The organism is Streptomyces sp. NPDC096193, from assembly GCF_040302905.1.
GTDB lineage: Bacteria > Actinomycetota > Actinomycetes > Streptomycetales > Streptomycetaceae > Streptomyces.
Genome location: NZ_JBEOSJ010000001.1, coordinates 39,463 through 65,524, shown reverse-complemented (window position 1 = coordinate 65,524; position 26,062 = coordinate 39,463). Strand labels below are relative to the sequence as shown.

Here is a 26,062-nt window from a genome sequence, read left to right as displayed (position 1 = left end):
TTAGGTTAGGCTGGCCTAAATTAGAGCACGAATGTCCGGGAGACAATCCCGGACCAAGGGGGGAAGGAGCGGGCTGTGGGTCATGGCTGGGAGGGCGTCGTCCTCAAACTGATGCGAGGCAAGGACTTCGCCTTCACCGTGACAGGAGGCGAGGACGTCACCGACCACTTCCGGCGGGTGCACTTCACCGACGGCGGCATGCTGGCCCGGACCGGGGTCCATCCCACCATGTGGGTCCGTGTTTGGTTCGACAACGCCGGAAAACCGCATCAGCGCGCCTACACCCTGGTCGACGCCGACCCCGACGCGGGAACGTTCAGTCTCGAATTCGCCCTGCACGACGGCTGCGCCAGCGAATGGGCGCGCAAGGCGCAGCCCGGCGACACCGTCGAGGCGACTCTCCAGGGAACGGGCTTCACCACGCCCGACCCGCTCCCCGGAAAGCTCCTCGTCGTCGGGGACCCCGCCTCGCTCCCCGCCATCAACTCCCTGCTCGCGGCGCTCCCCGCGGTGCCGGCGGTGATCTGGTTCGAGACGACGCACGACTCCGACAAGGAGCTGCCGCTGCGCCTGGACCCGGCTCTCCACGAACTGCGGCTGATCCCGCGCCGCGACGCCGGCAACCACCTCGTCACGGAGGTGAAGGAGGCCCTCCCCGGCCTGCTGCGCGACAACCCCGGGGCGTACGTCTGGGTCGCCTGCGACACGGCGACGACCCGCTCGCTCAGCGCCTTCGCGCGCAAGGACCTGGCCCTGCCGAAGGAGCAGGTCAACGCCCTCGGCTACTGGCGCGCTGCCTGACGTCGACGGAGCGCCGCCGGGGCCGGCCGTCGCCGCCGCCCCGTCCGGCGCCCGTCACTGCTCCGAAGGCCCGTGGCTGTCGTCACCCCTACGGGCCGTGGGTCCCCCCGCGCCACCCCGACGGGCCGTGGGCGTCACCACCCTCACAGGCCCGTGGGTGTCAGCGCGCCACCGGCAGCGTGATGCTGCTGACGCCGGTGCGCACGGTCATCCGGGTCCCCGCCGGGTATCGCAACGTGTAGTCGTGGTCCGTCGAGATCAGCACCACGCCCAGCCGGTGCCCCTTCTCGAACACATGGTCCTGGGGCTGCATCGCCCAATCCAGCCGGTATTCCCGCCCTTCGACCACCCGGTCCTCACGGGAGAGCGAGTGACGATTGCGGACGTCCAGCCAGCCGCGCGAGACGATCTTGAAGTCGGTCGTCTCGGTGCGGTGCTCCGTGCGGTACGTGCAGCCGGTGTCCCCGGGGATGCCCTCGCCGTAGCAGACGAGCTTCGACGTGTCGGCAACCGTGCCCGCCGTCGCCCGGGTGTCGCGGCCGTAGTCGACGAGCAGCGCCGTGACATACGGCGATGTCCCGTCCAGCGAGGCACGCACCGACACCTCGGGCACACCGTTGACCCGCAGATCGCCCGCCAGCGGGCCGGTGGTGTACGCGAGCCGGTTCGGATCGGCGCTGTCGGGATCGGCTACCAGCGTCTCCGCCGCCAGGGTACGGCCCGCGTCGGTGAGTGACTGCTTCACCGGCACTCCCGGCAACACCCCGAGTCCACGCCCGCCCAGACGCAGCGTCAGGTCGCGCGTGCCGCGGTCCGGCCAGTCGGACTGACGACGCCAGCTGAAGTCCGCCTGCTCGACCTCGACCGGCGGTTCGTCGAGCGCGCCGTTGTCCAGGTCGTACAGCCAGTAGTCGAACCACTGATGCAGCTGACGAAGCCACTCCTCCATCCGCAGGGGCATCGGATTGATGTGCCCGGCCTGGTGCAGCCACATCTTGCGGGGCACGTCGTGCTTCTTCAGCGCCTGCCACAACCGGCCGAAGTGCTGCGTCTTCACATTCCAGTCGTTGCCACCGTGCACCGCGAAGACACCGGCGCGGATCCTGCCGGCATCGCGGAGGTAGTCCCGCTCGGCCCAGAACCTGCTCCAGTCCCCGGTGACACGGTCCTGCTCGGCCGTGAGGCGGTCCAGCACCGGCCGGCAGATCTCGCGGTCGGTGCGGCTGTAGACGCCCTTGGCGAGAATGTCGGTGTCCTCGCCCTGATAGCCGCCCGGAGCCACCACCCCTCCGCCCGCCCGGTAGTAGTCGTACCAGGACGAGATCCCGGAGATCGGCACGATGGCTTTCAGGCCCTTGACACCCGTCCCGGCGACGGCGGTCGGCAGCGTCCCGTTGTACGAGATCCCCATCATGGCGGCGTTGCCCGTCGACCATGCGGCGCCCACCGGCCGCCCGGTCGGATCCCAGCCCCTGGCACGGCCGTTCAGCCAGTCCACGGCCGCCTTGGCGCCGAGCGTCTCATTGCGTCCGCCGGAGGTCGGGCAGCCGGTCGAGCCGCCGGTGCCGAGGCTGTCGACCTGCGCGACCGCGTACCCGCGCGGCAGAAAGTAGTTGTCGGTGTAGCCGGAGAACGGCGCCGAAGGGCCGATGAGCCCCGGCAGCCGGGTCCGGCCGCCGAGCCGCCTGCCGTCGGGCAGACCGTCCTCGTCGAGATCCACCTGGTGGAACGGCACATCGTTGCCGCCGCCCCAATACGGACTCGCCTCGATGATCGTGGCGACCTCGAGCCCGGAGTCCGTCTCCTTCGGGCGCAGGATGCGCATCCGGACCGTGTCCCGTCTGCCGTCATGATCGCTGTCCGCCTCGGTCTCGATGTCGACGAGCTGCGAGACGGCCTCGGCGCGGGAGAAGGCCGGTTCGGTCCGGTTGCCGGCGATCTTCAACGCCGGCTTGTCTTCCGCGTGCGCCACCGGCGCCGGGAGTGCGGTGAGCAGCGAGGCGGCGAGCGCGGTGACGCCGAGCCTGCGTGCCGTATGTAATGCGGTGGGTCTCGCCATCGTGTCTCCAGGGCCCGGAAGGTGACGATCACGCGGGGAGCGCGCGCACATTCCACCGCGTGCACGCGCCCAAGGCCAGACACGCTCCCGCCACTTCCGCCCCATGGCGCAAAGGGGCCGCCGCCCCCGGCCGCCCTGGGCTCCTTTTCCCCACCGCTCACCGGCGAGGAATACTCGTTCCATGCAGTCGGACATGACAGGAGCCGGCCGGGGCGGGCGGCGGCAGGCCGCGCTGATCCGGCGTGCCACCGCCCGGGACGCGAAACGGCTCACCGCCCTGGTACGAAGGTCACGCGCCTACGAGGGCCCCTACGCCCCGATGGTCTCCGGCTACCGGGTCGGCCCCGACTACATCGAGACCCACCGGGTCTTCGTCGCGGCCGACGGGAACGGCGCCGTGCTCGGCTTCTACGCGCTGCTCCTCGACCCGCCCGAGCTGGACCTGATGTTCGTCGCGGACAGCGCGCAGGGCCGGGGCATCGGCCGGCTCCTCGTCGCCCACATGGTCGCCGAGGCGAGGGCCGCCGGGATCGAGGCCGTACGCGTCGTCGCCCATCCGCCCGCCGAGGGCTTCTATCTGAGTGTCGGTGCCCGGCGTACCGGCACCGTCCGCGCCCGTCCGCCCGCGGTGATGTGGGACCGGCCGGAGCTCGTCATCGACACGAACTGACCGCGTACCCCGGGTCGGACGGCACCCCGGTCGTCCGCGATACGGCGCCGGAACCGCCGTCCCCGATCCCCTTTCCGGCCATTCGACCGGCTCGTGCGGCCGGGTCGACGATCACTCAGAGCCGCAGGCCGGACACGGTGTCGGACCGGCCCGAACGCATGGTGGACGGCTCCCTCACCTACCGCCGCCGGTGCCTTACGATCGCGACGGACGGTCTCGTCGTGTCACCGCCCGCCCTGTACCCCATGGAGGTCAACCGTGTTCTGGACGGCCAGAGGACACCGCAGTCACCGCAGCAGCTTCCGCATCCGCGCCGCGGCCGGTGCTGCCGCCGCGGGGATGTTCCTTGCCGTCGGCTGTTCCTCCGGCAGCGACGGTCCCGGAGAGGCCGCGGGCGGAGTGCCCGTCGTGGAGAAGGGCAAGCTGACCACCTGTACGCATCTGCCCTACCCGCCGTTCCAGTTCGAGCGGAACGGCAAGATCGTCGGCTTCGACGTCGCCCTGGTGGACCTGGCGGCGAAGAACCTCAAGGTCGAACAGAAGATTCTCGACACCCCCTTCGAGAACTTCAAGACCGGTGCCTTCCTCAACTCCGGCGAGTGCGACCTCGCGGCCGCCGGCATGACGATCACCGAGGAGCGCAAGAAGAACGTCGACTTCTCCGTTCCCTACTTCGACGCCACCCAGGCCCTCCTCGCCACCAAGAAGAGCGGTGTGACCACGCTCGCCGACGTGAAGGCCGAGAACAAGAAGCTCGGCGCACAGGCGGAAACCACCGGCGAGAGCTACGCCAAGGAGCAGGGCTTCAACCCGGTCGCCTTCGAGAGCTCCGACGCCGTTCTCAACGGTCTGCGCACCGGTCAGGTCGACGCCGTCGTCATCGACTACCCCGTCGTCCAGGGCTGGCTCAAGGACAAGAAGAACGCCGCGGAGTTCGTCCTCGGCCAGAACATCGAGACCGGCGAGCAGTACGGCTTCTCGGTGAAGAAGGGCAACACCAAGCTCCTCGCCGCCCTCAACAAGGCGATCACCGACGCCCGCGCCGACGGCACGTACAAGAAGCTCTACGAGCAGTGGATCGGTCCGCTGCCCAAGGCTTCGTCGTGACCTCTCGGCTGACCAAGCGGCAGCAACGCCGCGTCTCGCAGGGAATCCAGTACGCGGTCTTCGTGGCGGTGCTGGTCCTGATCGGCGTCTTCGCCGACTGGGACCGGCTCCAGAACCAGTTCGCACAGACCGACCTCGCGTCGCGGCTCTTCCCCGACATCATCACCATCGCCCTGCGCAATACGGTGGTGTACACCCTCTCCGGGTTCATCTTCGGGCTGGTGCTCGGGCTGATCATCGCGCTGATGCGGCTGTCGTCGGTGGCCCCCTACCGGTGGGTGGCCGGGGTCTACATCGAGTTCTTCCGCGGTCTGCCCGCCCTGCTGATCTTTATCTTCGTAGGGGTGGCGGTCCCGCTCGCGTTCCCGGGGGTGGAGATCCCCGGGGGTACCTACGGCAAGGTCGCGCTCGGCCTCGGTCTGGTCGCGGCCGCCTACATGGCGGAAACGATTCGGGCGGGTATCCAGGCGGTCCCCAAGGGACAGATGGAGGCCGCCCGGTCGCTGGGCTTCTCGCACGCCCGCGCCATGGTGTCGGTAATCATCCCGCAGGCCTTCCGCATCGTCATCCCGCCGCTCACCAATGAACTCGTCCTGCTGTTCAAGGACTCGTCCCTGGTGCTGTTCCTCGGTGTGACGCTGGAGGAACGGGAACTGACGAAGTTCGGCCGTGACCTCGCGAGCGAGACGGCCAACTCCACCCCCATCCTGGTCGCGGGCCTGTGCTATCTCCTTGTGACCGTGCCGCTGAGCTTCGTGGTGCGCCGCCTCGAAGCGCGTGCCGACAAGGCCAGGTGAGGACGAGATGCCGAAAAAGACGGAGACCGCGGAAACCATGGCCACCGACCGCCCGGAGATCGAGATCCGAGGGCTGCACAAGTCGTTCGGGGACAACCACGTCCTGCGGGGCATCGACCTGGAGATCGGCCGCGGCGAGGTGGTGTGTGTCATCGGGCCGTCCGGCTCGGGCAAATCGACACTGCTGCGCTGTGTGAACCTCTTGGAGGAGCCGAACGAGGGCCAGGTCTTCGTCGGCGGCACCGAGGTCACCGACCTCGATGTGGACATCGACGCCGTGCGCCGGCGTATCGGCATGGTCTTCCAGCAATTCAACCTGTTCCCGCACGTGAACGTCACCGAGAACCTCACCCTGCCCCAGCGCAGAGTGCTCGGCCGGGACAAGGCGCAGGCCGCCGCGGTCGCCCGGGAGAACCTGGCACGCGTCGGCCTCGCCGACAAGGCGGACGCCTACCCGGCGCAGTTGTCCGGCGGACAGCAGCAGCGGGTCGCGATCGCACGGGCCCTGTCGATGGGCCCCGCGGTGATGCTCTTCGACGAGCCGACCTCGGCGCTCGACCCCGAACTGGTCGGCGATGTGCTGTCGGTCATGCGGCTGCTCGCCGCCGAGGGCATGACGATGATGGTCGTCACCCATGAGATGAGCTTCGCCCGCGAGGTCGCCGACCGGGTCGTGTTCATGGACGAGGGAGTGATCGTCGAGCAGGGGCCGGCGGCGCAGGTCGTGGGCGACCCGCAGCACGAGCGGACCAGGAACTTCCTCAACCGCATCCTCGATCCGGCCGCCGCCGCCGCACCCGTGGCCGAATCGCAGGACCGGCTGCGGAAGTCGGTTGACGGACCGTCCGAAGAGTGATGGGATCCCACGTCAGCGTCGCGGTGTACCCGGCAAAGAGACCGCCGTGGACATGGAGGCGCCGCACCATGGGACCCCAATGGACACCCCTGTCGGACCCGACGGCCGCATCACGGCCCTCGGCAATCAACTGACGGCATTCATCTCGCGCTCCGCGAGGAGCTCGAGCAACTCCGCGAGGACGCCGACGCCTGGCTCGACGGCCGGGGCGAACGGCCGCGGGAGCTGCGGGCACACTGTCTGGCCTTCTGCTCGGCACTCATCCGGCACCACACCGGGGAGGACGGCGGAGCCTTCCCGGCACTGGCCCGTCAGCACCCCGAACTCCGGCCCGTCATCGAGGAGTTGGAGCACGACCATCAGGCAGTCACCGAGATCCTGCGTGCCGTGGAGAACCTCGTCGCCGACGAGACGGCACTCGACCCCGCGCGTGTACGGGTCGAGCTGGAGGGCCTCACCGCGCTGCTGGAGTCGCACTTCGTCTACGAGGAGAAGCGGCTCGTGGCGGCGCTGAACGCGCTGCCGGCGGCAGCCGGGGGAGCCGTGAGCCTGCTCGGCAGACCCGCCGTCTGACCGTTCGAGCGCCCGGCCGGCCCGGACGTCCGGACTCCCGGCTCCGAACTCTGAGCCATGGGCTCCGGGCTCCGGCCGTCCCGGCCCGCGTGCGGCCCCTCGGGTCACGCGGGTTCCGGGGCGTCGCACTAGCGTGGACGTATGCGCCCGCACGACACCGCAGATCCGCCGCCCGCACCGGACGACAGCGACTTCCCCACCCGCCGCGCGCCGCACTGCGTCGATGTCGCCGCCCTGGATGCCGTCGTCACCGGGTGCCGCGCGTGCCCACGCCTCGTCGCCTGGCGCGAAGAGATCGCCGTGGTGAAGCGGGCGGCCTTCCGGGACTGGGAGTACTGGGGCCGTCCCGTACCCGGCTTCGGCCCGACGGACGCGGCTCTGGGCGTCGTCGGACTCGCCCCCGCGGCCCATGGCGCCAACCGGACCGGCCGCATGTTCACCGGCGACCCCTCGGGAGATTTCCTCGTCAGGGCGCTGTACCAGGTCGGGCTCGCATCCCGGCCGACGTGCACCCACATCGGTGACGGCCTGGAGCTGTACGGAGTGCGGCTCACGGCGCCCGTCCGCTGCGCGCCGCCCCAGAACAAGCCCACACCGGCCGAGCGGGACACCTGCCGCCCGTGGCTGGCACGGGAGATCGAACTGCTGGCCCCTTCGCTGCGGGTGATCGTCGTACTCGGAGCATTCGGCTGGCAGGCCCTGCTGCCCGTCCTGCGTGAGGCCGGCTATCGACTCCCGCCGCGCCGGCCGTTGTTCGGCCACGGTGCGCACATCGTCCTGCCCGGGGGCGGTGACGCCCGCGATCTGCATCTGCTCGGCTGCTACCACCCGAGCATGCGCAACACGTCCACCGGGCGGCTCACTCAGCCGATGCTCGTGGAGGTCTTCGACCGCGCAGCGCACCTCGCCGGCATGGATCGACGGGACGGGTGAGAGGCCCTTGACCCCTCGTGGCGAAGCGGAACCTCACCGCGACGTCACGTGCGGCAGGATGACATCCGGCGTGAGCGGCAGCTCCCGCAGCCGCACCCCGATGGCGTGGTGGACGGCGTTGCCGATCGCCGCTGCCGTGCCGACGATGCCGATCTCCCCGATGCCCTTGCTGCCCATCGGGTTGAGGTGTTCGTCCTCCTCGTCGATCCAGTGCGCCTCGATCTCCGGGACATCGGCGTTCGTCGGCACGTGGTACGACGCCAGGTCGCTCTCGGTGAAGTCCCCGAACACCGGGTCCGGATGGCTCCCCTCCGTCAGCGCCATGCCGATGCCCATCGTCATCGCGCCGGTGAACTGGGAGCGGGCGGTACGGGCGTTGAGGATCCGGCCGGCCGCGAACATCCCGAGCATCCGGCGTACGCGGACCTCACCCGTCACCGTGTCGACCTGGACCTCAGCGAAGTGCGCGCCGAACGCGTGCCGTGCGTACGGGGATTCCTTCGCCGTCTCCTCTTCCGTGTCGACGGTCACCGTCAGTCCCTGCGCCGGCAGCTCGTTCACCAGCCCGTGCAGGCGCTCGACGAGGGTCCGGCAGGCCTTGTGCACCGACCAGCCCCAGGACGCCGTCCCCGACGAGCCGCCCGCCAGCGGGGCATGGGGCAGGTCGCTGCTGCCGATGTCCACGCGGACGGACTCCAGCGGTACGCCGAGCGCGTCCGCCGCGATCTGCGCGAGCACGGTACGGGCCCCGGTGCCGATGTCCGTGGCGTTGACCCGGATGCGGAACGTGCCGTCGGCGGCGGCATGCGCCGAGGCGCTGGAGGCGCTCACCAGCACCGGGTAGGTGGCGGCCGCGACCCCGGTGCCCAGCAGGAGGGTGCCCTCACGTCGGATGCCCGGCTGCGGGTCCCTGGGCTGCCAGCCGAAGAGCCGGGCTCCTTCGGCGAGGCACTCGGTGAGATGACGGCTGCTGAAGGGGCGGCCGCTGTCGGGCTCCGCGTCCGGCTCGTTGCGCAGCCGCAGCAGCACCGGGTCCACGCCGGCGGCCACGGCGAGTTCGTCCATCGCCGATTCCAGGGCGTACATGCCGGACGCCTCGCCGGGAGCGCGCATCCACGACGGGGTGGGGACGTCCAGCGCGGTGACCCGGTGGCCGGTACGGCTGTTCGGCGAGGTGTACATGATCCGAGCGGGAATGGCCGCTTGTTCGACGAACTCCTTGATCGTGGACGTCTGCGTGACGACCTCGTGGGCGAGGGCACTGATCACGCCGTCGGTGTCGGAGCCGATCCGCACCCGCTGGATCGTCGGAGCGCGATGACCGACGATTGCCGCCATCTGGCGGCGGGGGAACACCACCTTGACGGGCAGGCCGGTGTGACGGGTGGCCATCGTGGCCAGCACCACTTGGGACCGGGGCGTGCCCTTGGAGCCGAAGCCGCCTCCGACGTGTTCGGAGAGCACGGTGATCTTCTCGGGCCGCAGCCCGAACATCGCGGCCAGGGTGTCGCGTACGGTGCTGGCGCCCTGGCTGGAGTCGTACACCGTCAGATGTCCGTCGAGCCACCACGCGGTCGCGGCATGCGGCTCCATGGGGTGGTTGTGCAGCGCGGTCATGCTGTACGTGGCGTCGACCTGCACGGCCGCGGACGCGAAGGCGCCGCCGAAGTCCCCGCGCTCGCGCAGACCGGGTTCGCCACCGTTGGCCTCCTGCGGTGTGTAGAGGCCCGTGTGGTCGGCCGTGAGCGTGACGTCGGGCTTCTCCTCGTCGTACTCCACCCTGAGGGCGCCGGCGGCTGCTTGGGCGTTCTCCGGGCTGTCGGCGACGACGAGAGCCACGTACCAGCCGCGGTGGGGAACGCCGGCGTTCTGGAGCACCGCGAGGTTGGCGTCGTCGGGCGGCTCCAGCCGGGGCGCGTTCTCGTGGGTGAGGACCTCGTGCACGCCCGGCAGAGCGAGCACCTCCTCCCTGTGCACGGCGGTGACCCGCCCCCGGCCGATGGAGGCCGGGACGGGCCAGGCATAGAGACATCCCGGTGCGGTGTGCTCCGCCGCGTAGCGTGCGACGCCCATGACCTTGTCGGCGGCCTCCCGGCGTACGGCCGGTGACCCCAGAATGCCCGGTGTCTGCGTCATGACAGGTCCTCGGTATTCGGGTGCGGGGCCAGGTCGGTCAGCACGCTGACGGCGAGATTGCGGGCCAGCGGCACCTTGAAGCCGTTGTCGCGCAGCGGCGACGCGGCGGCCAGCTCGGCTTCCGCGGCGCGGGCGAAGCTCTCCGGCGTCGCGGACGCACCGCGCAGTGCCTCCTCGGCGACGCGAGCGCGCCAGGGGCGGTGGGCGAGCCCGCCGAACGCGAGGGCCACGTACCGCACGACGCCCTGCTCGAGCTCCAGCACGGCGGCGACGGACACGAGGGCGAAGGCGTAGGACGCCCGGTCGCGGGCCTTGCGGTACCGGGAGCGGACGCCGACGGGGCCGGGCGGCAGTTCCACGGCGGTGATCAGCTCACCCGGCCGGATGACGGTGTCGTGTTCGGGGTCATCGCCCGGCAACCGGTGGAAGTCGGTGACGGGCACGGCGCGCTCGCCCTCCGGGCCGTACAGATGCACGGTGGCGTTCAGAGCGGACAGAGCGACGGCCATGTCCGACGGGTTGGTGGCGACGCAGTGTTCGGAGTGGCCGATGACCGCGAGGTCGCGGTGGGCGCCCTCCCGCGCGGGGCAGCCGCTGCCGGGGAGCCGCTTGTTGCAGGGCTTCGTCGTGTCCTGGAAGTACGGGCACCGCGTGCGCTGGAGCAGATTGCCGCCGGTGGTCGCGGTGTTGCGCAGCTGGCCGGACGCCCCGGCGAGCAGTGCCTGGGAGAGGCAGGGGTAGCGCGACCGGACACCGGGGTGCGCGGCGAGGTCGGTGTTGAGCACGCCCGCGCCGATGCGCAGCCCGCCCTCGGCCGTGTCCGTGATCCGGTCGAACGGCAGCCGGCGGATGTCGATGAGCAGGTCCGGGGCGGCGACGCCGAGTTTCATGAGGTCCACGAGATTGGTGCCGCCGGCGAGGTACTGCGCTCCGGGGTGGGAGGCGAAGGCGTCGATGGCGTGATCGACGGTGGCCGCTCGGAGGTAGGCGAAGGGTTTCACCGTGCCACGTCCTCGATCGCCCGGACGATGGAGGGGTAGGCGCCGCAGCGGCACAGATTGCCGCTCATGCGCTCCCGGATCTCCATGGGGGTCAGCTCCGCCTCACCGCCGCCCGTGTAGTCCGGCGATGTCACATGGGAGGGGTGTCCCTCGGCCGCCTCGCTCAGCATGCCGACGGCGGAGCAGAGCTGGCCCGGTGTGCAGTAGCCGCACTGGAGGGCGTCCCGCGCGATGAACGCCTCCTGCAACGGGTGGAGCGCCGCGCCGTCGGCGAGGCCCTCGACAGTGGTGATGTCCGCCCCGTCGTGAGCGACCGCGAGCATCAGACAGCTGTTGGCGCGCCGGCCGTCGACGAGCACGGTGCAGGCGCCGCACTGGCCGTGGTCGCAGCCCTTCTTCGTACCGGTGAGATCCAGATGCTCCCGCAGCACGTCCAGGACGGTGGTCCTGTTGTCGAGCGTCAAAGGGTGCTGGGTTCCGTTCACCCGGAGGGTGAGGGAGGAGCGGTGGGCGCTCACCGGGCGCTGGGTCACCGTGTTGTCCGGTCGGCTGGTTGGCTCCACGGCGCAGTGCCTTTCGGTCGCTCGTTGGGCGCTTTGCCTCTTTCCTATCAGTACATGGCGTTTTACGCGGCTTGGGAGGCCGGGACGTGCGTCGGGCCGGCGGCCCGCCTCGCGGCGGACCACCGGCCCTCGTCGTGCGTCGATCGGGTGCACCCGATCAGCGCCCCGATCGCCGAGCGGATCGGTGCGTCGAACCGGTGTGTCAGAAGACGCTCACGCCATAGGCGCTGAGCGCCTCGGTGACCGGCTGGAAGAACGTGGTGCCACCGGAGCTGCAGTTGCCGCTGCCTCCGGAGGTGAGACCGAGCGCGGTGGAACCGGCGAACAGGGAGCCGCCGCTGTCGCCGGGCTCGGCACAGACGTTGGTCTGGATCATGCCGTAGACGACGTCGCCGTTGCCGTAGTTGACCGTGGCGTTGAGACCGGTCACCGTGCCGCCGCGCAGGCCGGTGGTGCTGCCGCTGCGCTGCACGGCCTGGCCGACGTAGGCGTTGCCCGCGGACGTGATGTCACGGTACGAGCCGTTGTAGAGGTAGACCCGACCGTCGGCGGCCGACGCGTTCGAGTGCCGGATGATGCCGTAGTCATTGGTCGGGAAGCTGGATCCCGTCCTCGTGCCCAGCAGCGTGGTGTTGGCCGAGTTCGTGTACCAGGTGCTGCCGATGTTGGTGCAGTGGCCCGCGGTGAGCGCGTAATAGGTGCTGCCGCTGCGGACGTTGAAGCCGAGGGAGCATCGTCCGCCGCCGGCGTAGATGGCCTGGCCGCCCGCGATGAGCTTGTTGAAGGTGCCCGGGGTGCGCTTGATCTCGAGGGTGCCGGCCTGCGCCCCGGCGGCCTTCTTGATCTGGGCGATCTCGGCCGCCGAGACGGTCTGGTCGGCCGTGACGACGAGCTTGCCGGTCGCCTTGTCCGTGTACCACGCGGTGCCGGCGACGTCCGCGCCGAGCACGGCGTTGTTCGCTTGGGCGAGCTGGGCCGTCGTGGCTCGTGCGACGGTGCCCGTTTCGGCGACAGCGGTGGGCGCGGCAAGCGCGGAGACGGTCAGCAGGCCGGTGACGACGGCGATCAGCCGTCCACGTCTGCCGACGCCGCCGAGAGGGGAGAAGCGCTTGATGTTCACTACATCCTCCGGTGGGGGTTCCGGGGCCCGTTGGGTGGGCGGGCCCGTGAGCGCCGAACGGCCGGCTCGTCGACCGGGTGAACGGTCATGAGCCTGCCAAGCGGTGCGGTAGGAATCCTGTGCTCCGGATGGGTTGGCGACAAGATCGCCTTTCGGCCGCTCTACGCGCGTCCGCGGACTGTGCGAGGTGAACCACCAGGCAACGGGAGCATGTTGGGCCCCGCGGGCGACAGTGGCACGGGTGCCGTGACGGGCTGCGGCGGAGTGGACGACCGTTTGCTCGCGTAGCGTCAGCTGACCTGCGCGTCAGGTGGGACACAAGGTTTTCGAGTGGTACGCGCGGCGTGAACCGGAACGTCACGCACCGTTTCGGCTGTTCAGTGTCCGATCGACAGCGGCGACTCGCGCTCACGGCCTCTCGGGTGATCTACGCGCATCGAACAGGCCCACCCGTGGCGGGTGCACACGGGTGCGAACCCTTCCGAGGGTGCCGTCGACCGGCAGTGTGCGACCTGGCGCGGGTGTCACACCCCGCCGGCGACGCCGCCGGCGTGTCTGCGCGGGGCGGACAGGTCGTGGGGGCGCCGCCGTTATGGGCCTGATCGCCACCCTTGGGTCGCCCTCCGCGCTGTCCGGAACTGGACGCGTCGATTCGGCAGTTCGTGGGCAGGGGCGCTCGGGACCGGACTACTTCGTCATTCCCGCCGCGTCCATGAGGGCCTGCGCGGTGGTCAGTGTCAGTCCGTCGAGCTGCTCCGCGCCCACGCCGGCCCGTGCGCTCGCCCCGTCGAAGAGAAGCGTCAACTGCCGTGCGAGCAGGGCCGGTTCGTGGGCGCCGCCGTGCTGTGCCTCGCGGCGGAAGTACTCCGTGAGGGTCTGCTTCACCTCGCGGGCGACCTTGCTGGCCGGATGCTCCGGGTCCTTGAGCTCGACCTGCGCGGCAAGGAACGGGCAGCCCCGGAAGTCGTCGGTCAGGGCCTCCGCCTCCAGTCGCTCGAAGACATGGAGGATCCGGGACCGCGGCGGTCGGGTGTCGTCCGCCGCAGGGAAGAGTGCCGCGGCATATGCGGGGGCGCGCCGCTCCAGGCAGGCGGCGAGGACGGCGTCCTTGCTGTCGAACAGCTGGTACATCGAGCGCTTGGAGACGCCGGCGGCCTTGCACAGCGCTTCGACGCCGATGGTGATGCCCTGGAGGTAGAAGAGCTCGGCAGCTGCGTCGAGCAACCGGTCGCGGGTGGACGCCGTCGCTGTCGTGGTCATGCGATCGAGATTACCTCTCGGACTTGCTCAGGGAAAACGATCGGTTTACGGTGGTGGAAACCGATCGGTTTCCACGCCGTGCGACACACCCCTCTCGCGGCCCCACGGAACGAGGAGAGAGCACCATGCAGATCGAGGGCGCAGTAGCTCTGGTCACCGGAGGCAACCGCGGACTGGGGGACCAGTTCGTCAAGGCGCTCCTCGACCGCGGAGCGGCGAAGGTTTACGCCGCGGCCCGCAACCCGGACACCGTGACCGCCCCCGGGGCGGTGCCCCTGGCACTCGACATCACGGATCCCGCATCCGTACGGGCCGCGGCCGAGCAGGCCCAGGACGTGACGCTCCTGATCAACAACGCGGGGATCTCCACCGACACGGGCATCCTCAACGGCAGCACGGACGAGTTCCGGCGCGAGATGGACACCCATGTCTTCGGCACGCTGGACATGAGCAGGGCCTTCGCCCCCGTGCTCGCCCGCAACGGAGGCGGCGCGCTGCTCAACGTGCTGTCGGTGCTGTCCTGGTACGTGTTCCCGGACAACGCCGCGTACAGCGCTGCCAAGGCCGCCGAATGGGCCGTGACGAACGCCCTGCGGGTCCAGCTCGCCGGGCAGGGGACCCTGGTCACCGCACTGCATGTGGGATACATGGACACCGACATGGCCGCGACCGTCGAGGGCCCCAAGGTGGACCCGGCCACGGTCGCCCACGGGGCGCTCGACACCATCGAGGCCCGCCGGTTCGAGTACCTCGCCGACGACATCAGCGCGCAGGTCAAGGCCGGTCTCGCCGCGGACCCCTCCGCGCTCTACCCGCAGGTGGCCGAGGCGCTGGGCTAGATCGTCTCCGCAGACCGGCGTCCGTCCTCCGCCTGGTTTGACGGATTGCGGCCTCGTGCCTCTCCGCAGCGCCGGCAGCACCGAACTCCCGCGGCTCCCGTTCCCGGCGGGGGCCGCGGGTCATTTTCCCGGCCGGACCGCTGGACCAGCAGCGGGACCTCGGTGTATGGCCATCACAGCAGCAGCCGCAGGACGGCGTCCGCGCCCCTCATGACGGCAGCGGCAGTCTGGAGTCCGCGCCGCTCACACCAGCAGCCGCAGGCCGGCGTCCGCGACACCGAGACGTACGCTCTGGCCCCAGGTCAGCTCCAGGGCGTCGCTCTCGATGCCGTCACCGAAAGCCACCAGGCGGTCGGACTCGACCACCAGTCGCAGCTGCTGGGCGCGTTCGAGGACACCCTCGACCAGCGTGGTTCCGGTGGTGGGGGAGGGCCAGGCCTCGCGGACGAACCAGAGGAGCCGGGGATCGGCGGGACCGGGCAGCGCCAGCCGGCTGGCGCGCTCCTGCCACAGGGAGCGCAGCCAGCCGGTCGATCCGGTGCCGGTGCCGACGAGGACCCCCGAAGAGGCCTGCGCCTCCGAAGCGTCGTCGTCGGCACCCGCATGCAGCCGGTAGCGCGCGCTCTGGTGGCCGGGCCGGCCGAGATAGATCTCGTTCAGCGCCCGCAGCCGCTCGGTGTCGTCGGCGACGGCCTCCACCATGGTGAGCTCGTCGAACGAGCCGCCCCTGCCCGCCGCCGCCACGAGCAGCGGGCCCGCGTCCCGCGACCGGTGGCGCACCAGGACCCCCGGGTTGCGGCCCGGGTCCGTGTCGATCCCGATCACCGGCTGACCGCTCAGGTACTTCGCGGTGTTGGCCACCAGGCCGTCCGCGCCCACGACGACCACGACATCCTCGGGACCGAAGAGGAAGCGGTCGAGATCGGCCCGCTCCACGCGCGCCTGCCGCCAGTTCAACGGCACCGAAGCCGTCACCTCGGAGAGGATGCGCCGCGCGCGCCGATGGCGTTCGGCGACATCCTCGATGCCCCGTCCGCGTGAGGAGAGGAAGAAGCCCGCCTGCCCGTGCGTCCCGTGCCGGGCGACCAATTCCTCGTACTCACTGGTGCGGTGCACCAGCACCGCCCGCGGGGCGAGACTCATTCCTGTTCACCCTGCGGGCGGCCGAGCTTGGCGAGCAGACCGGTCAGCACGTCCGGCGACACGGTGAGACTGTCGATGCGCGGCAGATTCTCGGCCAGCCGCGAACCCGTCAGTGCGTGCAGCGTGGCCGCGTCGACCTCGGCGTGCACCCGCAGCCAGGCGGCCTGGGCGTGTGCCCGGGCGTCGCCGACCTCACGGGCGGCCTCGGCCTCTGCCTTGGCGAGCCGGACCGTTCGAGCCGCTTCCGCCGCCGCCCGTACGCCGTCGGCAGCGGCCTTCTCCTCAGCCTCGCGACGGGCGTTCGTGCCACGCTGCTCGACCAAGTGCTCTTCCCTGCGGGCGAGTTCGATCTTGCTGGCGAGCTCGTTCTCCGCGATGGCGCGCTCGCGCTCCACGGCCACGGCCCGCCGCTCGTACGTCGCCCTGTCCGCCTCCTGCTGGATCTGCTCCCGCGCGGGAGTGCGCAGCGCGCGTTCCACCTCGGGCTCGGGTCGCAGGGCGACGACGCGGACGGCCACGACGGCGATGCCCGTGGCCGCCAGCCGGGGCTCCCCGGCCAGCCCGTCGCTCACACGCTCCCGTACGGCAGCGACACCGTCCGTCAGTGCGGCGGCGAGGGGGGTACGGGCCAGCACGTCGAGGGCGTGCTGCTGGGCCGTCTCGGTCAGCAGGGTCGAGATCTGCTCCAGGGGCGCGCCGCGCCAGACGCCGGTGTCGGGGTCGACGGAGAAGTCGAGCCGGGTGGCGGCGGTGGACGGTTCGCCGATCCGGTAGGTCACGGTGGCCTGGACGGTCACGTCCTGGAAGTCCGCGGTGCGGGCGTGGAAGGCCATGGACTCCTCCCGGTCGTCCACCGGAATCTCACACAGTGCGGCGGTGAGTGCGCGGTACCAGAAGCTCAGCCCCGGTCCGTCGTGGACCAGCTTGCCCCGCCGGTGGTGGCGGACGTGAGCGGTGGGTGTGGAACGAAGGTGGCGCCATCCGAAGCGCCTGATGATGTCTGCCATGCTGCCCCCCTTTTCGTCTTATCGACGATATAGGGGGAGCGGGTTATCGTCAATAAGACGAAAGTGGGGCCGGTGTCTGTGACGGCCTCGCCCCGCTCTGCCCGCCGACCGTCAACGCGCCGACAGCGCGGGCCTGTTCGCGGCCCCGGTGGTACTCGCCGCTGAGCACCCACAGCAAAGCGGCCGGCCCTGATGGGCCGGCCGCCGGATTCCGCTGATGTACCGGTCAGGTCACCGGCACCGGGTACGTCGGGTACTCCACCCCGGAGACGTGCTGGACGACGCGGATGACCTGGCACGAGTAGCCGAACTCGTTGTCGTACCACAGGTAGAGGATCGCGTCGTCGCCCTCGACCTTGACGGCGCCGGCGTCGACGATCGAGGCGTGGCGCGAGCCGATGAAGTCGCTCGAGACCGCGTCGGGAGCGCTGATGAAGTCGATCTGGCGCTTGAGCGGCGAGTTCAGCGAGACGTTGCGGAGGTGGTCGAGGACCTCCTCGCGGGTGGTCTCGCGGGCGAGCCGCAGGTTCAGGATCGCGATCGAGACGTTCGGCACCGGGACGCGGATCGAGCTGCCGGTGATCCTCGCCTTGAGGTCGGGCAGCGCCTTGGCGACGGCGGAGGCGGCACCGGTCTCGGTGATGACCATGTTGAGCGGCGCGGAGCGGCCGCGGCGGTCGGCCTTGTGGTAATTGTCCAGCAGGTTCTGGTCGTTGGTGAACGAGTGGACGGTCTCCACGTGACCGCGCAGGACGCCGTACTCGTCGGCCATCGCCTTCAGCGGCGGGACGATCGCGTTGGTGGTGCAGGACGCGCAGGACAGGATCTGCTCGTCCGGCTTGATGGTGTCGTGGTTGACACCGTGCACGATGTTGGGGACGTCACCCTTGCCGGGGGCGGTCAGGACGACCTTGTCGACACCGGGGCGCAGGTGCTTCGACAGACCCTCGCGGTCGCGCCACTTGCCGGTGTTGTCGATGAGGATGGCGTCCTTGATGCCGTACGCCGTGTAGTCGACCTCCGACGGGTCGCCCGCGTAGATGACCTTGATCTCGTTGCCGTTGGCGTTGATCGTGCTGTTCGACTCGTCGACCGTGATCGTGCCCTGGAACTGGCCGTGGATCGAGTCGCGGCGCAGCAGCGAGGCGCGCTTGACGATGTCCTGGTCGCCACCCTGGCGGACGACGATGGCCCGCAGCCGCAGGCCGTTGCCGGAGCCGGCCTTCTCGATGAGGAGGCGCGCGACGAGACGGCCGATGCGGCCGAAGCCGTAGAGGACGACATCGCGCGGCTCGCGGCGCTCGATCTTGTCGGCACCCGTGGCACCGGCGACGGCTTCGGCGGTGAACTCCTCCACCGAGAGGCCGCGGTCGTCGGCCCGGTAGGTCTCGGCGAGCAGGCCCAGGTCGATCTGGGACGGACCGAGATCGAGCGTGGTCAGAGCCTGCAGGAACGGAAGCGTGTCGGTGACCGAGAGTTCCACGCCGGCGATCTGCCGGGCGAAGCGGTGGGTCTTGAGAATGCTGACCACCGACTTGTTCACCAAGGAGCGGCTGTGGAGAAGGACCGTGACGTCCCGCTCCCGGTGCAGCTTCCCGATGACGGGGATCATCGACTCCGCGATCTCCTCGCGGTTCTTCCAGTTGGTGAACGAGTCGTCATTGACAGTCACAGGTTTATCTTTCGAGCTAGGCGGTGCTCATATGCTAACCCGCTCTTGTTTTGATCATGCGGGCGGTGTCGAGGGCGAGGGAGAGGCCCCTGCTTCCCGGGCGGATCCAAGTAGCCGCTGTCCCTGCCCATGTGAACCCCCTCGACCGTGATCTTCGCCGTGATCGCGGGCGGCCTGACATGCGCCGGCCGTACCCACCCCGAGCCGACCGAGGCAGCTGCGAGCCGTGAGCCCGTCAACCTGAGGTGGAGTGGGGGGAGTCAGCGCGTCCGACGGCGGACCAGTACGCGAGTGGTGCTGCCGTCCTCCTCCTCGACGTCCCGGACATGCTCGAATCCGATCCTGGCCGGCAGAGTCAGCGATGCCTTGTTCGCCGCGGCCACGGTGGCGAACACCTCGTTCAGGCCGACCGAGTCGAAGCCGTGGTCGACGAGCGCCTCGGCCGGCTCGGTCCCCAGTCCGGAGCCCCAAACCGTCGGCGCGAGCGCGTAGATGATCTCGTGGCCTCCGACGGCCTCCGTCGGCTTGATCTCGGCATGTCCGACCCGGAACCCGTCGCGGCGAACGGCCCAGACGTCGAACAGGCCCCGGGCGTAGACCTTCGTGAAGAGCCGCCCGAACAGCGCGCGGTCCGCCGCTTCGGAAGCCGGGCCGTCACCCATCCACTGCGACACCCGGGTGTCCTGGAAGAGAGCGACGAAGTCCTCTTCGTCCTCGGGGGTGTACGGCTCCAGGACGAGCCGCTCGGTGCGCAGAGTCGGGTTCACGGGTGGCGACGCTACGCACGGAAAATCGAGTCGGCAAACGCCTTTTGCCCGCCTGGACATGGCCCCTCCCGCACCGGCCCTCGCTCCCGCCCCGCCCGCCCTCGATCCCGCACCGGCTCCGGCTCCCGGGTGCGAGGACGTGCGCCGGGGGGCTTTCCGGCGCGGGCCGGGCAGGGTGCCGTACGCACGTCTGACGGTCACACTCTCCGTCCGAACGCGCTGCGGTGGTGGACGACGTCCTGGTGTGCCACGCCACCGTCCGGCCAGTGGTCTGCCCGAGGAGCCGAGGCTGCTGCGTTTGCCTCACATGCGCGGCGCGGCGAGTGGGACGGACCGGCGGCGGGTATCACGGATCCCATGATCGCTCCGCCGCGTGCGGGTCCGCGGGGCGGCCGCATCGGTGCACGGTGAAGGGTCGGTGACAGGCGATGCGCGTGGTGTTCCTGTTGTCTCTGGGTGTCGTCTTCGGAGGTCTGATCTATTTCCTGGCGGTGGCTCTGCTGTAGCCATGACCGGGCCCGGTTCCGCGACGGCCTGTCACTAGCGCGCTGCCGAGGCCGCCGGCGTCCTCCCCTCCGGGGAAACGCGCGAATGTCGTCCCGCGCGGACGGGCGTAGTGTCCCCTTATGGGTGACGTTCGGTGTGGCTGCCGCGCAGCCGCGCGTGGGACGGCGTCGGTGAGCGCTCGCTCAGCGGTGCGGGGAGAGGGACGCACCAGGCCGAGTGCGGTACGCGTCACCGTCGGCCCGAGCACCCCCGAGGCAGCGACCGGTACGGCCGGCGCTTCCATCGGACGGACACGGTTGTTGCGCCCGGTCACTCCGGGGGAGGCCGGATGAGCCGGAAACCGTCCCGCCCCACGACGACCGTGGACTCCGGCGGTCAGCTGCTGGACACCGCTCTGATCGATGTGGTGCGACAGGCCGGTGCGTCCAGAGGGATGTTCTATGTGCTGTCGCCGACGGGGGAGGCGCTGTGGCTCGTCGTGGTCACCGGTACCCCGCGGGAGATCGCTGCTCCGTGGACACGGGTGGGATTGGCCGACCCGATTCCGGTGGCGGACGCGGTGCGGGAACGGCGTCTGGTCTGGGTCGGGGGCATGGAGGACGCGGCGCGCCGGTACCCGCGGCTGTCCCTGGTGCTGCCGTACGACTTCGCCCTGGCGGCCGCCCCCGTCACGTCGAACGGGACAGTCCGGGGTGCGCTGGTCCTGCTGTGGCCCGGCCTGCACGCGCCGGGGATGAGCCCCGCCGAGCGCGCCGCCATGGAGGAGGGCTGCCTGCGCCTCGGGCGCATCCTTCAGGTGGCCACCGACGAGGGGGCATCGCTGCCGCCGAACCTGCCCCGCATCCTGGCTCCCCTGGCGCTGGGGGAGGCGACGGCGACGGCGGCGTTCATCGACCGGCTGCCGGGCGGGTCGTGCGCCATGGACCTGGGCGGCCGGATCACCTTCATCACCCCGGACGCGGCCGAACTCCTCGGAGCCGACGCGGCCGACCTGCTCGGCGCCCGGCCCTGGGAAGCCCTGCCCTGGATGGACGTGCCCGAAGTCGAGGACCGCTACCGGGCGGCGCTGGTCAGCGAGCAGCCCACGTCGTTCACCGCCGTGCGCCCGCCGGACACCTGGCTGGCGTTCGAGCTGTATCCGGACCCCTCCGGCATCAGTGTCCGCATCATTCCGAGCCGCCCCGCCGAGAGCGACAACATCGCGGCTCAGTCCGCGCGCAGCCCGGGGCCGAGCCGCGCCACGCTGCTCTACCAGCTGATGCACATGGCAGCCACGCTCACCGAGGCCATCGGCGTCCAGGACGTCGTCGACCAGGCCGCCGACCAGCTCCTGCCGGCGCTCGGCGCGCAGGCCATGGCCATGATGACCGCGGAGGAGGGGCGACTGAAGATCGTCGGTCATCGCGGCTACAGCGCCGCGCTCATCGAGCGCTTCGACCTCATACCCCTGATGTCGGACACTCCCGCGGCCCATGTCCTGACCACCGGTGCTCCGAGCTTCTTCGCCTCCTTCGCCGATCTGAAGCGCTCCTACGCCGCGGCGGTCCATCAGGACGACATGGCGTCGTGGGCCTTTCTGCCGCTGATCGCCTCCAACCGCACCATCGGCACGCTCGTTCTCGCCTACGCCCGGCCCCGCACCTTCCCCCCTGCCGAACGCGCGGTCCTCATCTCACTGGCCGGTCTGATCGGCCAAGCCCTGGACCGGGCCCGCCTCTACGACACCAAGCACCGCGTCGCCCGCCGCCTCCAGGAAGCGCTGCTGCCCGCCGCCCTTCCTCGCGTCCCGGGCCTCAGCGTGGTGGCCCGCTATCTGCCCGCCGGACACGGCATGGACGTCGGCGGTGACTTCTACGACCTGATCCGGCTGGACCGCACGACCGCCGCGGCGGCCATCGGCGACGTTCAGGGCCACAACATCGACGCCGCGGCCCTGATGGGGCAGGTCCGCACCGCGGTCCACGCCCATTCCACGGTCGGCGCACCACCCGGCGATGTCCTGAGCCGGACGAATCGTCTGCTCATCGATCTCGATCCCGGCCTGTTCACCAGCTGTCTGTATGTGCACCTGGACCTCGGACGCCAGGCCGCCTGCCTGGCCACAGCCGGCCACCCCAGACCACTGCTGCGTCACGCCGACGGCCGTACGCACGTACTGCACGTCCCGCCCGGGCTTCTGCTCGGCATCGACCCGGAAGCGGAGTACCCGGCTCTCGAAATCCCCCTGCCACCCGGCAGTGTGCTGGTCCTCTACACCGACGGACTCATCGAATCCCCCGGAGTGGACCCCGACGACGCCGTCGCCGCACTCGCCCGGCTCGTCGAAGACGCGGACCCCGACGATCTGGAAACCCTGGCGGACACGCTGATCGAGCACGCCCCCGGACATGGTGACGACATCGCCCTGCTGCTCATCAGCCCGCAGCAGCGCGGCGGATGACCGGGAACCCGGGGGCCGGCGGCCGCACCGATTTCCGTCCCGAAGCAAGCCGGTGGGCCGCCGGTGCCGGTAAGCCGGCGTGCCAACCCGGTTCCCGGCCGGTCCTGTTGAACGGTCCGGCACCTTCGTCCGTACTGACTGGTGCGCGCCGTGCCAGTCGCCGTCCAGTGCTCCCGACACAAGAGCAGTTCGTTCGTCATGCCGAACCGGGAGACACCCATGCCATCGAATCGACGCGCAGCATCGTCCGGCCTGCCCCTGCGCACGCTCGGGATCATCATCGCCGCATGCGCGGTCGTCGCCACCCTGCTGATCGTCACGCGAGGCGGCGACGAGGAGGCGGCCGCCGATCCGGTCTCCGCGGGGGTGCCGCAGCATGCCGGCGTCCATGACGCCGGTGCCGATGCGCCCGTCGAGGGGGCAGCACCGGAGGACCAGGCCCTCACGGAGGTGGACAAGACGTTCCTGGTCAAGGTGCGTCAGGCGGGCCTGTGGGAGATTCCGGCGGGGAAGCTGGCACAGACGCACGCCTCGAGCGAGTCCGTGAAACGTGCCGGACTCCACCTCATCGACGGCCACAGCAAGCTCGATCAGCTCGTCCGGGAGGACGCCCGGATCCTCGGTGTCGCCCTGCCCGATGAGGCCACAGCCGAACAGCAGGGCTTTGTGCGGCAGATGGAGAACGCTCGGGGGGCGGAGTTCGACCGGATCTTCGCCAACCTGCTGCGTGCCTCGCACGGAAAGATCTTCGCCACGATCGCCGAAGTCCGGGCGGGTACGCAGAACGACCTCATCCGCCGCCATGCGCGTCAGGCCAACCAGACCGTCCTGGACCATCTCGAAGTTCTCGAGGACACCGGGTTCGTCGACAGTGCGACGTTCCAGGAGGTCGAAGCGGCTGTGAAGCCGAAGTAGCGCCCGTCGTGCCGCTCGCACACCGTGGTGGCTTCGTCCAGCCCTCTGGACCAATCCATTGCACTGTGCAAAGCTCCCGGGTGACGAGAGACCGGTAACGAGCCGGTCCCTGCCCGGGAGCACGGCACTGGCACGGTGACGCCGCTCGAAAGGTACAGGTCGTCGACGCCGCGTGGTCAGCGACGCGTGCGGCGGCCGGCAGTACCCGCGCGTTCGGGTTCCCCGCGGTGACCGCCGCTCGGTGGGCCGTCCGTAAGCTCCACCTCATGACCGGATCCGCAGCCGAGACGCTCCACGCATGCCGGACGAACCTCGGCCCCGCGCCGCGCACGTTCGACTTCGGCGACAAGCGCCGTTATCTGCGGATCCCTCTTCCCTCATGGATCGCGGCCGCGGAACCCCTGCGGGAGATTCTGTGGCAGCAGAACACCCTGCTCCGGGAAGGGCGGTTGGTCTGGGCTTCCCTGGTGCGGGCGGACGAGCGGCTCTTTCTGCCCGGCGATCAGGACCACGTGTCGACGGTGATCTACAGCCCGGACGCCGCCGCCTTCGACGAGCACCCCGACCGCCTGCGCGCCATGGCCCACGCTCTGTACGCGGTGAGAAGCGACGGCCACGAGGAGCCCGATGAGGGCGCCTTCGCCGCGAGGCCGGCCGGCGAGACGCGGTACCCGCCGAGGATGCGCGTGCCGAAGAGCCTGGCGGGCGACGACGAGGTCTACCGCACCCACATCATCGTCTGCCGCCGCCACCTGCCCGACCACGTTCTTCGTACCGCGCTCTTCCCGTTGCTCATCCACCCGGACCTCACACCGAGGGTCATGATGCTGCCGAGCCGCTACTGGCCCCCGGAACTTGCCCATTGACGCGAAGCCCCTGCTCGTCGGCCGGGGCCAACAGGGTGGGGGCGGCACGCGGTGAAGGCCGGGCTCAGCGCCGAGCCGGGCCCAACTCCCGTTCGGCGACGGCGCGGAAGCTGCTCGGTGGGCGGCCGGTGAGGCGCTCGACCGTGTCCGTGGTGCGGTCCTCGGCGCCTTCGGCGATGGCGAGGTCCATGCCGGCGAGTAGCTCCGCGAACGCTTCCGGCATGTCGGCGCCCAGGCAGTCACGCATCTGCTCGTACGTCAGTCGGCGGTGGCTGACGGCCCGTCCGGTGACCTCGCCGAGCACCGCGGCGATGTCGTCGTGGCTCAGGGCCTGTGGCCCGGTCAGGACGAGGTCGGTGTTCGGAGCCTGCGCCTCGGTCAGCGCGTGGACGGCGACGGCCGCGATGTCATCCGCGTCGACGAATCCGATGAGCCCCTCACCGGCCGCCGTCCGGATGGTCCCCTCCTCGCGGATGGTCCGGGCGTGTGCGTGGTCGCCGGTGAAGTTCTGCATGAACCACGAGGGCCGCAGGACCGCCCACTCGGGGAACAGGCCCGGTAGCGCGCGGTGCACCTGACCCACCGCGGGGCCGCCCTCGGGGATCGCCGACGAACTGAGCAGCACTGCGCGGCGCACCCCTGCGCTGCGTGCCTGGCGGAGGAAGGGCAGCATGACGGCCGCCGGGTCCGGAGCGCCGAGCGGCGGGATGAGATAGAACCGGTCCACGCCTTCGAGGGCGCCGGCGAAGGAGGCCGGTTCGTCCCAGTCGAACCGCACCGGACTGCAGCCCTCCACCGGGGTGGCGCGTCGGCCGGCGGCCTTCACGGGGTGTCCAGCGGCCGCGAGCCGCGCGGCGACACGGCTGCCCGTGGTGCCGGTGGCCCCGATGACCAGGGTGAACTTCCGGGCCGTGGTCATCAGTTGCTCCCGGTGAAGTCGGTGGCGGGGTCCTGGAGGGCGAGCGGGTTCCAGTAGTCGCGGTACCTGGTGATGAGGCCGTTCTGCACGGTGACAACGGCGATGTAGGACATGTCGAAGGGGCTTCCGGTCTCCACCAGGCGGCCCACGCCACGCATCTCGACCACGATGGTCTCCGGGGTGAGGGTCCGGTGGATCTCGACGTACGGGAAGTCATGAAGATCGATGTGGTCCGGGTAGCCGCGCATGTAGTCGGCGACGGCGGCCTTGCCCTCCAGCCGCTTCGGCCGGCCGTCCGGTGCGAAGGGGAATTCGAAAACGCCGGCCTCGTCCCACAGGTCGACCCAGGCGGGGATGTCCTTGTCCAGCAGCAACTTCAGGCCGTGGCGGTACAGGTCCGCCGGCGCGGTGATCGCGGTCATGGTGTGACTCCGTCCCGTACGATACGGACCGTGGGTCCGCTTCGCGTTCGACGATACGGACCCGTGGTCCGCTTTGCAAGGAGGAGCCGCATGCCCGACCGCAAACCCCGCGCGGACGCCACGCGCAACCGCGAGGCCGTGCTCGCGGCCGCCGACACGCTCTTCGCGCGCTGCGCGAGCCCCGAGGCGGTGACCATGGCCGACATCGCGGCAGCGGCCGGCGTCGGCAAGGCGACGCTCTTTCGTGGCTTCGGCGACCGCACCGGCCTGATCCACGCGCTGTACGAGATGCGGCTCGCACCGCTCAGGCACGCCGCCGAACAGGGGGAGTCGCCGTTGGGACCCGCCACTCCGCCCCTCCGGCGCGTGCCCGCCCTCCTCGATGCCCTCCTGTGCTTCAAGATCGACAACCGTCATCTCGCCCTGGCTCTGGAGGGGACGGGCGGCGACAGCCCGTACGCGGCGGAACACTACGAACGCTGGCACGGCACGCTCCGTGCCGCGCTGGAGCACATTCCCGGACTCACGGACAGCGAGTTCACCGCGCACGCACTGCTGGCGGCCACCCGAGCCGACCTCGTCGAACACCTCGTGGGCCGGCAGGGGATGACGCGTCAGCAGATGAGGGACCGCCTCGCGGCTTTCACCACCAGGGTCCTGGAGACACCGGCGGACTGAACTCCCCGCTC

At 70.4% G+C, this 26,062-nt stretch carries 24 protein-coding genes; 12 read left to right on the top strand and 12 right to left on the bottom strand.

Translation table 11 applies throughout. The annotated features are described in order from the left end of the window. The first annotated feature begins 75 nt into the window (after positions 1–75). Positions 76–801, top strand: a complete 726-nt coding sequence (locus ABTX78_RS00350) for a siderophore-interacting protein (RefSeq protein WP_352204566.1) — start codon at positions 76–78, stop codon at positions 799–801. Between the two features lie 160 nt (positions 802–961). Here the strand turns inward: ABTX78_RS00350 and ABTX78_RS00345 are convergent, their stop codons facing one another. Beyond that, complete coding sequence (locus ABTX78_RS00345; RefSeq protein WP_352204565.1) at positions 962–2,860, bottom strand: Xaa-Pro dipeptidyl-peptidase; 1,899 nt, start codon at positions 2,858–2,860, stop codon at positions 962–964. A 181-nt stretch (positions 2,861–3,041) separates the two neighbouring features. On the opposite strand from ABTX78_RS00345, the gene ABTX78_RS00340 reads away from it, so the two are divergent. The 6 genes from ABTX78_RS00340 to ABTX78_RS00315 all read left to right on the top strand — a co-directional run bounded on the left by ABTX78_RS00340 (position 3,042) and on the right by ABTX78_RS00315 (position 7,796). Next, a complete protein-coding gene (locus tag ABTX78_RS00340) occupies positions 3,042–3,530 on the top strand; it encodes a GNAT family N-acetyltransferase (RefSeq protein WP_352204564.1) in 489 nt (162 codons plus the stop codon). A gap of 339 nt (positions 3,531–3,869) precedes the next feature. Next, positions 3,870–4,637, top strand: coding sequence for an ABC transporter substrate-binding protein (locus ABTX78_RS00335; RefSeq protein WP_352205008.1), 768 nt, complete (start codon positions 3,870–3,872; stop codon positions 4,635–4,637). Beyond that, positions 4,604–5,434, top strand: coding sequence for an amino acid ABC transporter permease (locus ABTX78_RS00330; RefSeq protein ID WP_502993713.1), 831 nt, complete (start codon positions 4,604–4,606; stop codon positions 5,432–5,434). Before ABTX78_RS00335 ends, ABTX78_RS00330 begins: the two co-directional genes overlap by 34 nt. 37 nt (positions 5,435–5,471) lie before the next feature. Next, positions 5,472–6,290, top strand: coding sequence for an amino acid ABC transporter ATP-binding protein (locus ABTX78_RS00325; protein WP_352205007.1), 819 nt, complete (start codon positions 5,472–5,474; stop codon positions 6,288–6,290). A gap of 138 nt (positions 6,291–6,428) precedes the next feature. Next, positions 6,429–6,863 carry a hemerythrin domain-containing protein gene (locus ABTX78_RS00320; RefSeq protein WP_352205006.1) on the top strand — a complete coding sequence of 145 codons (435 nt, stop codon included), beginning with the start codon at positions 6,429–6,431 and terminating at the stop codon, positions 6,861–6,863. 141 nt (positions 6,864–7,004) lie between these two features. Beyond that, positions 7,005–7,796 (top strand): uracil-DNA glycosylase, encoded by a 792-nt coding sequence (locus ABTX78_RS00315; protein WP_352204562.1) that lies wholly within the window; start codon positions 7,005–7,007, stop codon positions 7,794–7,796. Positions 7,797–7,829: 33 nt separating this feature from the next. On the opposite strand, the gene ABTX78_RS00310 is transcribed toward ABTX78_RS00315, so the two are convergent. The 5 genes from ABTX78_RS00310 to ABTX78_RS00290 form a co-directional block, all read right to left on the bottom strand. After that, complete coding sequence (locus tag ABTX78_RS00310) at positions 7,830–9,932, bottom strand: xanthine dehydrogenase family protein molybdopterin-binding subunit (RefSeq protein WP_352204561.1); 2,103 nt, start codon at positions 9,930–9,932, stop codon at positions 7,830–7,832. Further along, positions 9,929–10,933 (bottom strand): FAD binding domain-containing protein, encoded by a 1,005-nt coding sequence (locus ABTX78_RS00305; protein WP_352204560.1) that lies wholly within the window; start codon positions 10,931–10,933, stop codon positions 9,929–9,931. Before ABTX78_RS00305 ends, ABTX78_RS00310 begins: the two co-directional genes overlap by 4 nt. Continuing rightward, positions 10,930–11,496 carry a 2Fe-2S iron-sulfur cluster-binding protein gene (locus ABTX78_RS00300; RefSeq protein WP_352204559.1) on the bottom strand — a complete coding sequence of 189 codons (567 nt, stop codon included), beginning with the start codon at positions 11,494–11,496 and terminating at the stop codon, positions 10,930–10,932. The genes ABTX78_RS00305 and ABTX78_RS00300 overlap by 4 nt, the downstream gene beginning before the upstream one ends. 202 nt (positions 11,497–11,698) lie before the next feature. Continuing rightward, positions 11,699–12,616, bottom strand: coding sequence for a S1 family peptidase (locus ABTX78_RS00295; protein WP_352204558.1), 918 nt, complete (start codon positions 12,614–12,616; stop codon positions 11,699–11,701). A 687-nt stretch (positions 12,617–13,303) separates the two neighbouring features. Next, positions 13,304–13,876, bottom strand: a complete 573-nt coding sequence (locus tag ABTX78_RS00290; RefSeq protein WP_352204557.1) for a TetR/AcrR family transcriptional regulator — start codon at positions 13,874–13,876, stop codon at positions 13,304–13,306. A gap of 125 nt (positions 13,877–14,001) precedes the next feature. On the opposite strand from ABTX78_RS00290, the gene ABTX78_RS00285 reads away from it, so the two are divergent. Continuing rightward, on the top strand, positions 14,002–14,715 hold the full coding sequence (locus ABTX78_RS00285) for an SDR family oxidoreductase (protein WP_352204556.1): 714 nt from the start codon (positions 14,002–14,004) through the stop codon (positions 14,713–14,715). A gap of 243 nt (positions 14,716–14,958) precedes the next feature. Here ABTX78_RS00285 and ABTX78_RS00280 read toward each other — a convergent pair whose 3' ends face one another. The 4 genes from ABTX78_RS00280 to ABTX78_RS00265 form a co-directional block, all read right to left on the bottom strand. Further along, positions 14,959–15,858, bottom strand: a complete 900-nt coding sequence (locus ABTX78_RS00280) for a diacylglycerol kinase catalytic domain-containing protein (RefSeq protein WP_352204555.1) — start codon at positions 15,856–15,858, stop codon at positions 14,959–14,961. After that, positions 15,855–16,865 carry an SPFH domain-containing protein gene (locus ABTX78_RS00275; RefSeq protein WP_352204554.1) on the bottom strand — a complete coding sequence of 337 codons (1,011 nt, stop codon included), beginning with the start codon at positions 16,863–16,865 and terminating at the stop codon, positions 15,855–15,857. The genes ABTX78_RS00280 and ABTX78_RS00275 overlap by 4 nt, the downstream gene beginning before the upstream one ends. Before the next feature lie 226 nt (positions 16,866–17,091). Beyond that, complete coding sequence (locus ABTX78_RS00270) at positions 17,092–18,537, bottom strand: glyceraldehyde-3-phosphate dehydrogenase (protein WP_352204553.1); 1,446 nt, start codon at positions 18,535–18,537, stop codon at positions 17,092–17,094. 260 nt (positions 18,538–18,797) lie between these two features. Then, positions 18,798–19,304: a GNAT family N-acetyltransferase gene (locus ABTX78_RS00265; RefSeq protein WP_352204552.1), complete on the bottom strand. Its 507-nt coding sequence runs from the start codon at positions 19,302–19,304 to the stop codon at positions 18,798–18,800. A gap of 835 nt (positions 19,305–20,139) precedes the next feature. Here ABTX78_RS00265 and ABTX78_RS00260 point away from each other — a divergent pair. The 3 genes from ABTX78_RS00260 (at position 20,140) to ABTX78_RS00250 (ending at position 24,032) form a co-directional block, all read left to right on the top strand. Then, positions 20,140–22,251, top strand: coding sequence for a SpoIIE family protein phosphatase (locus tag ABTX78_RS00260; protein WP_352204551.1), 2,112 nt, complete (start codon positions 20,140–20,142; stop codon positions 22,249–22,251). Between the two features lie 219 nt (positions 22,252–22,470). Further along, on the top strand, positions 22,471–23,166 hold the full coding sequence (locus ABTX78_RS00255; protein WP_352204550.1) for a DUF4142 domain-containing protein: 696 nt from the start codon (positions 22,471–22,473) through the stop codon (positions 23,164–23,166). 266 nt (positions 23,167–23,432) lie between these two features. Further along, complete coding sequence (locus ABTX78_RS00250; RefSeq protein ID WP_352204549.1) at positions 23,433–24,032, top strand: hypothetical protein; 600 nt, start codon at positions 23,433–23,435, stop codon at positions 24,030–24,032. 64 nt (positions 24,033–24,096) lie between these two features. Here ABTX78_RS00250 and ABTX78_RS00245 read toward each other — a convergent pair whose 3' ends face one another. Further along, a complete protein-coding gene (locus ABTX78_RS00245) occupies positions 24,097–24,951 on the bottom strand; it encodes an NAD(P)H-binding protein (RefSeq protein ID WP_352204548.1) in 855 nt (284 codons plus the stop codon). Beyond that, entirely contained in the window at positions 24,951–25,373 is a 423-nt protein-coding gene (locus ABTX78_RS00240; protein ID WP_352204547.1) for a nuclear transport factor 2 family protein, read from the bottom strand. Before ABTX78_RS00240 ends, ABTX78_RS00245 begins: the two co-directional genes overlap by 1 nt. A gap of 90 nt (positions 25,374–25,463) precedes the next feature. Between ABTX78_RS00240 and ABTX78_RS00235 the strand changes: the two genes are divergently transcribed. After that, on the top strand, positions 25,464–26,051 hold the full coding sequence (locus tag ABTX78_RS00235) for a TetR/AcrR family transcriptional regulator (protein WP_352204546.1): 588 nt from the start codon (positions 25,464–25,466) through the stop codon (positions 26,049–26,051). The last annotated feature ends 11 nt before the right edge of the window (positions 26,052–26,062 follow it).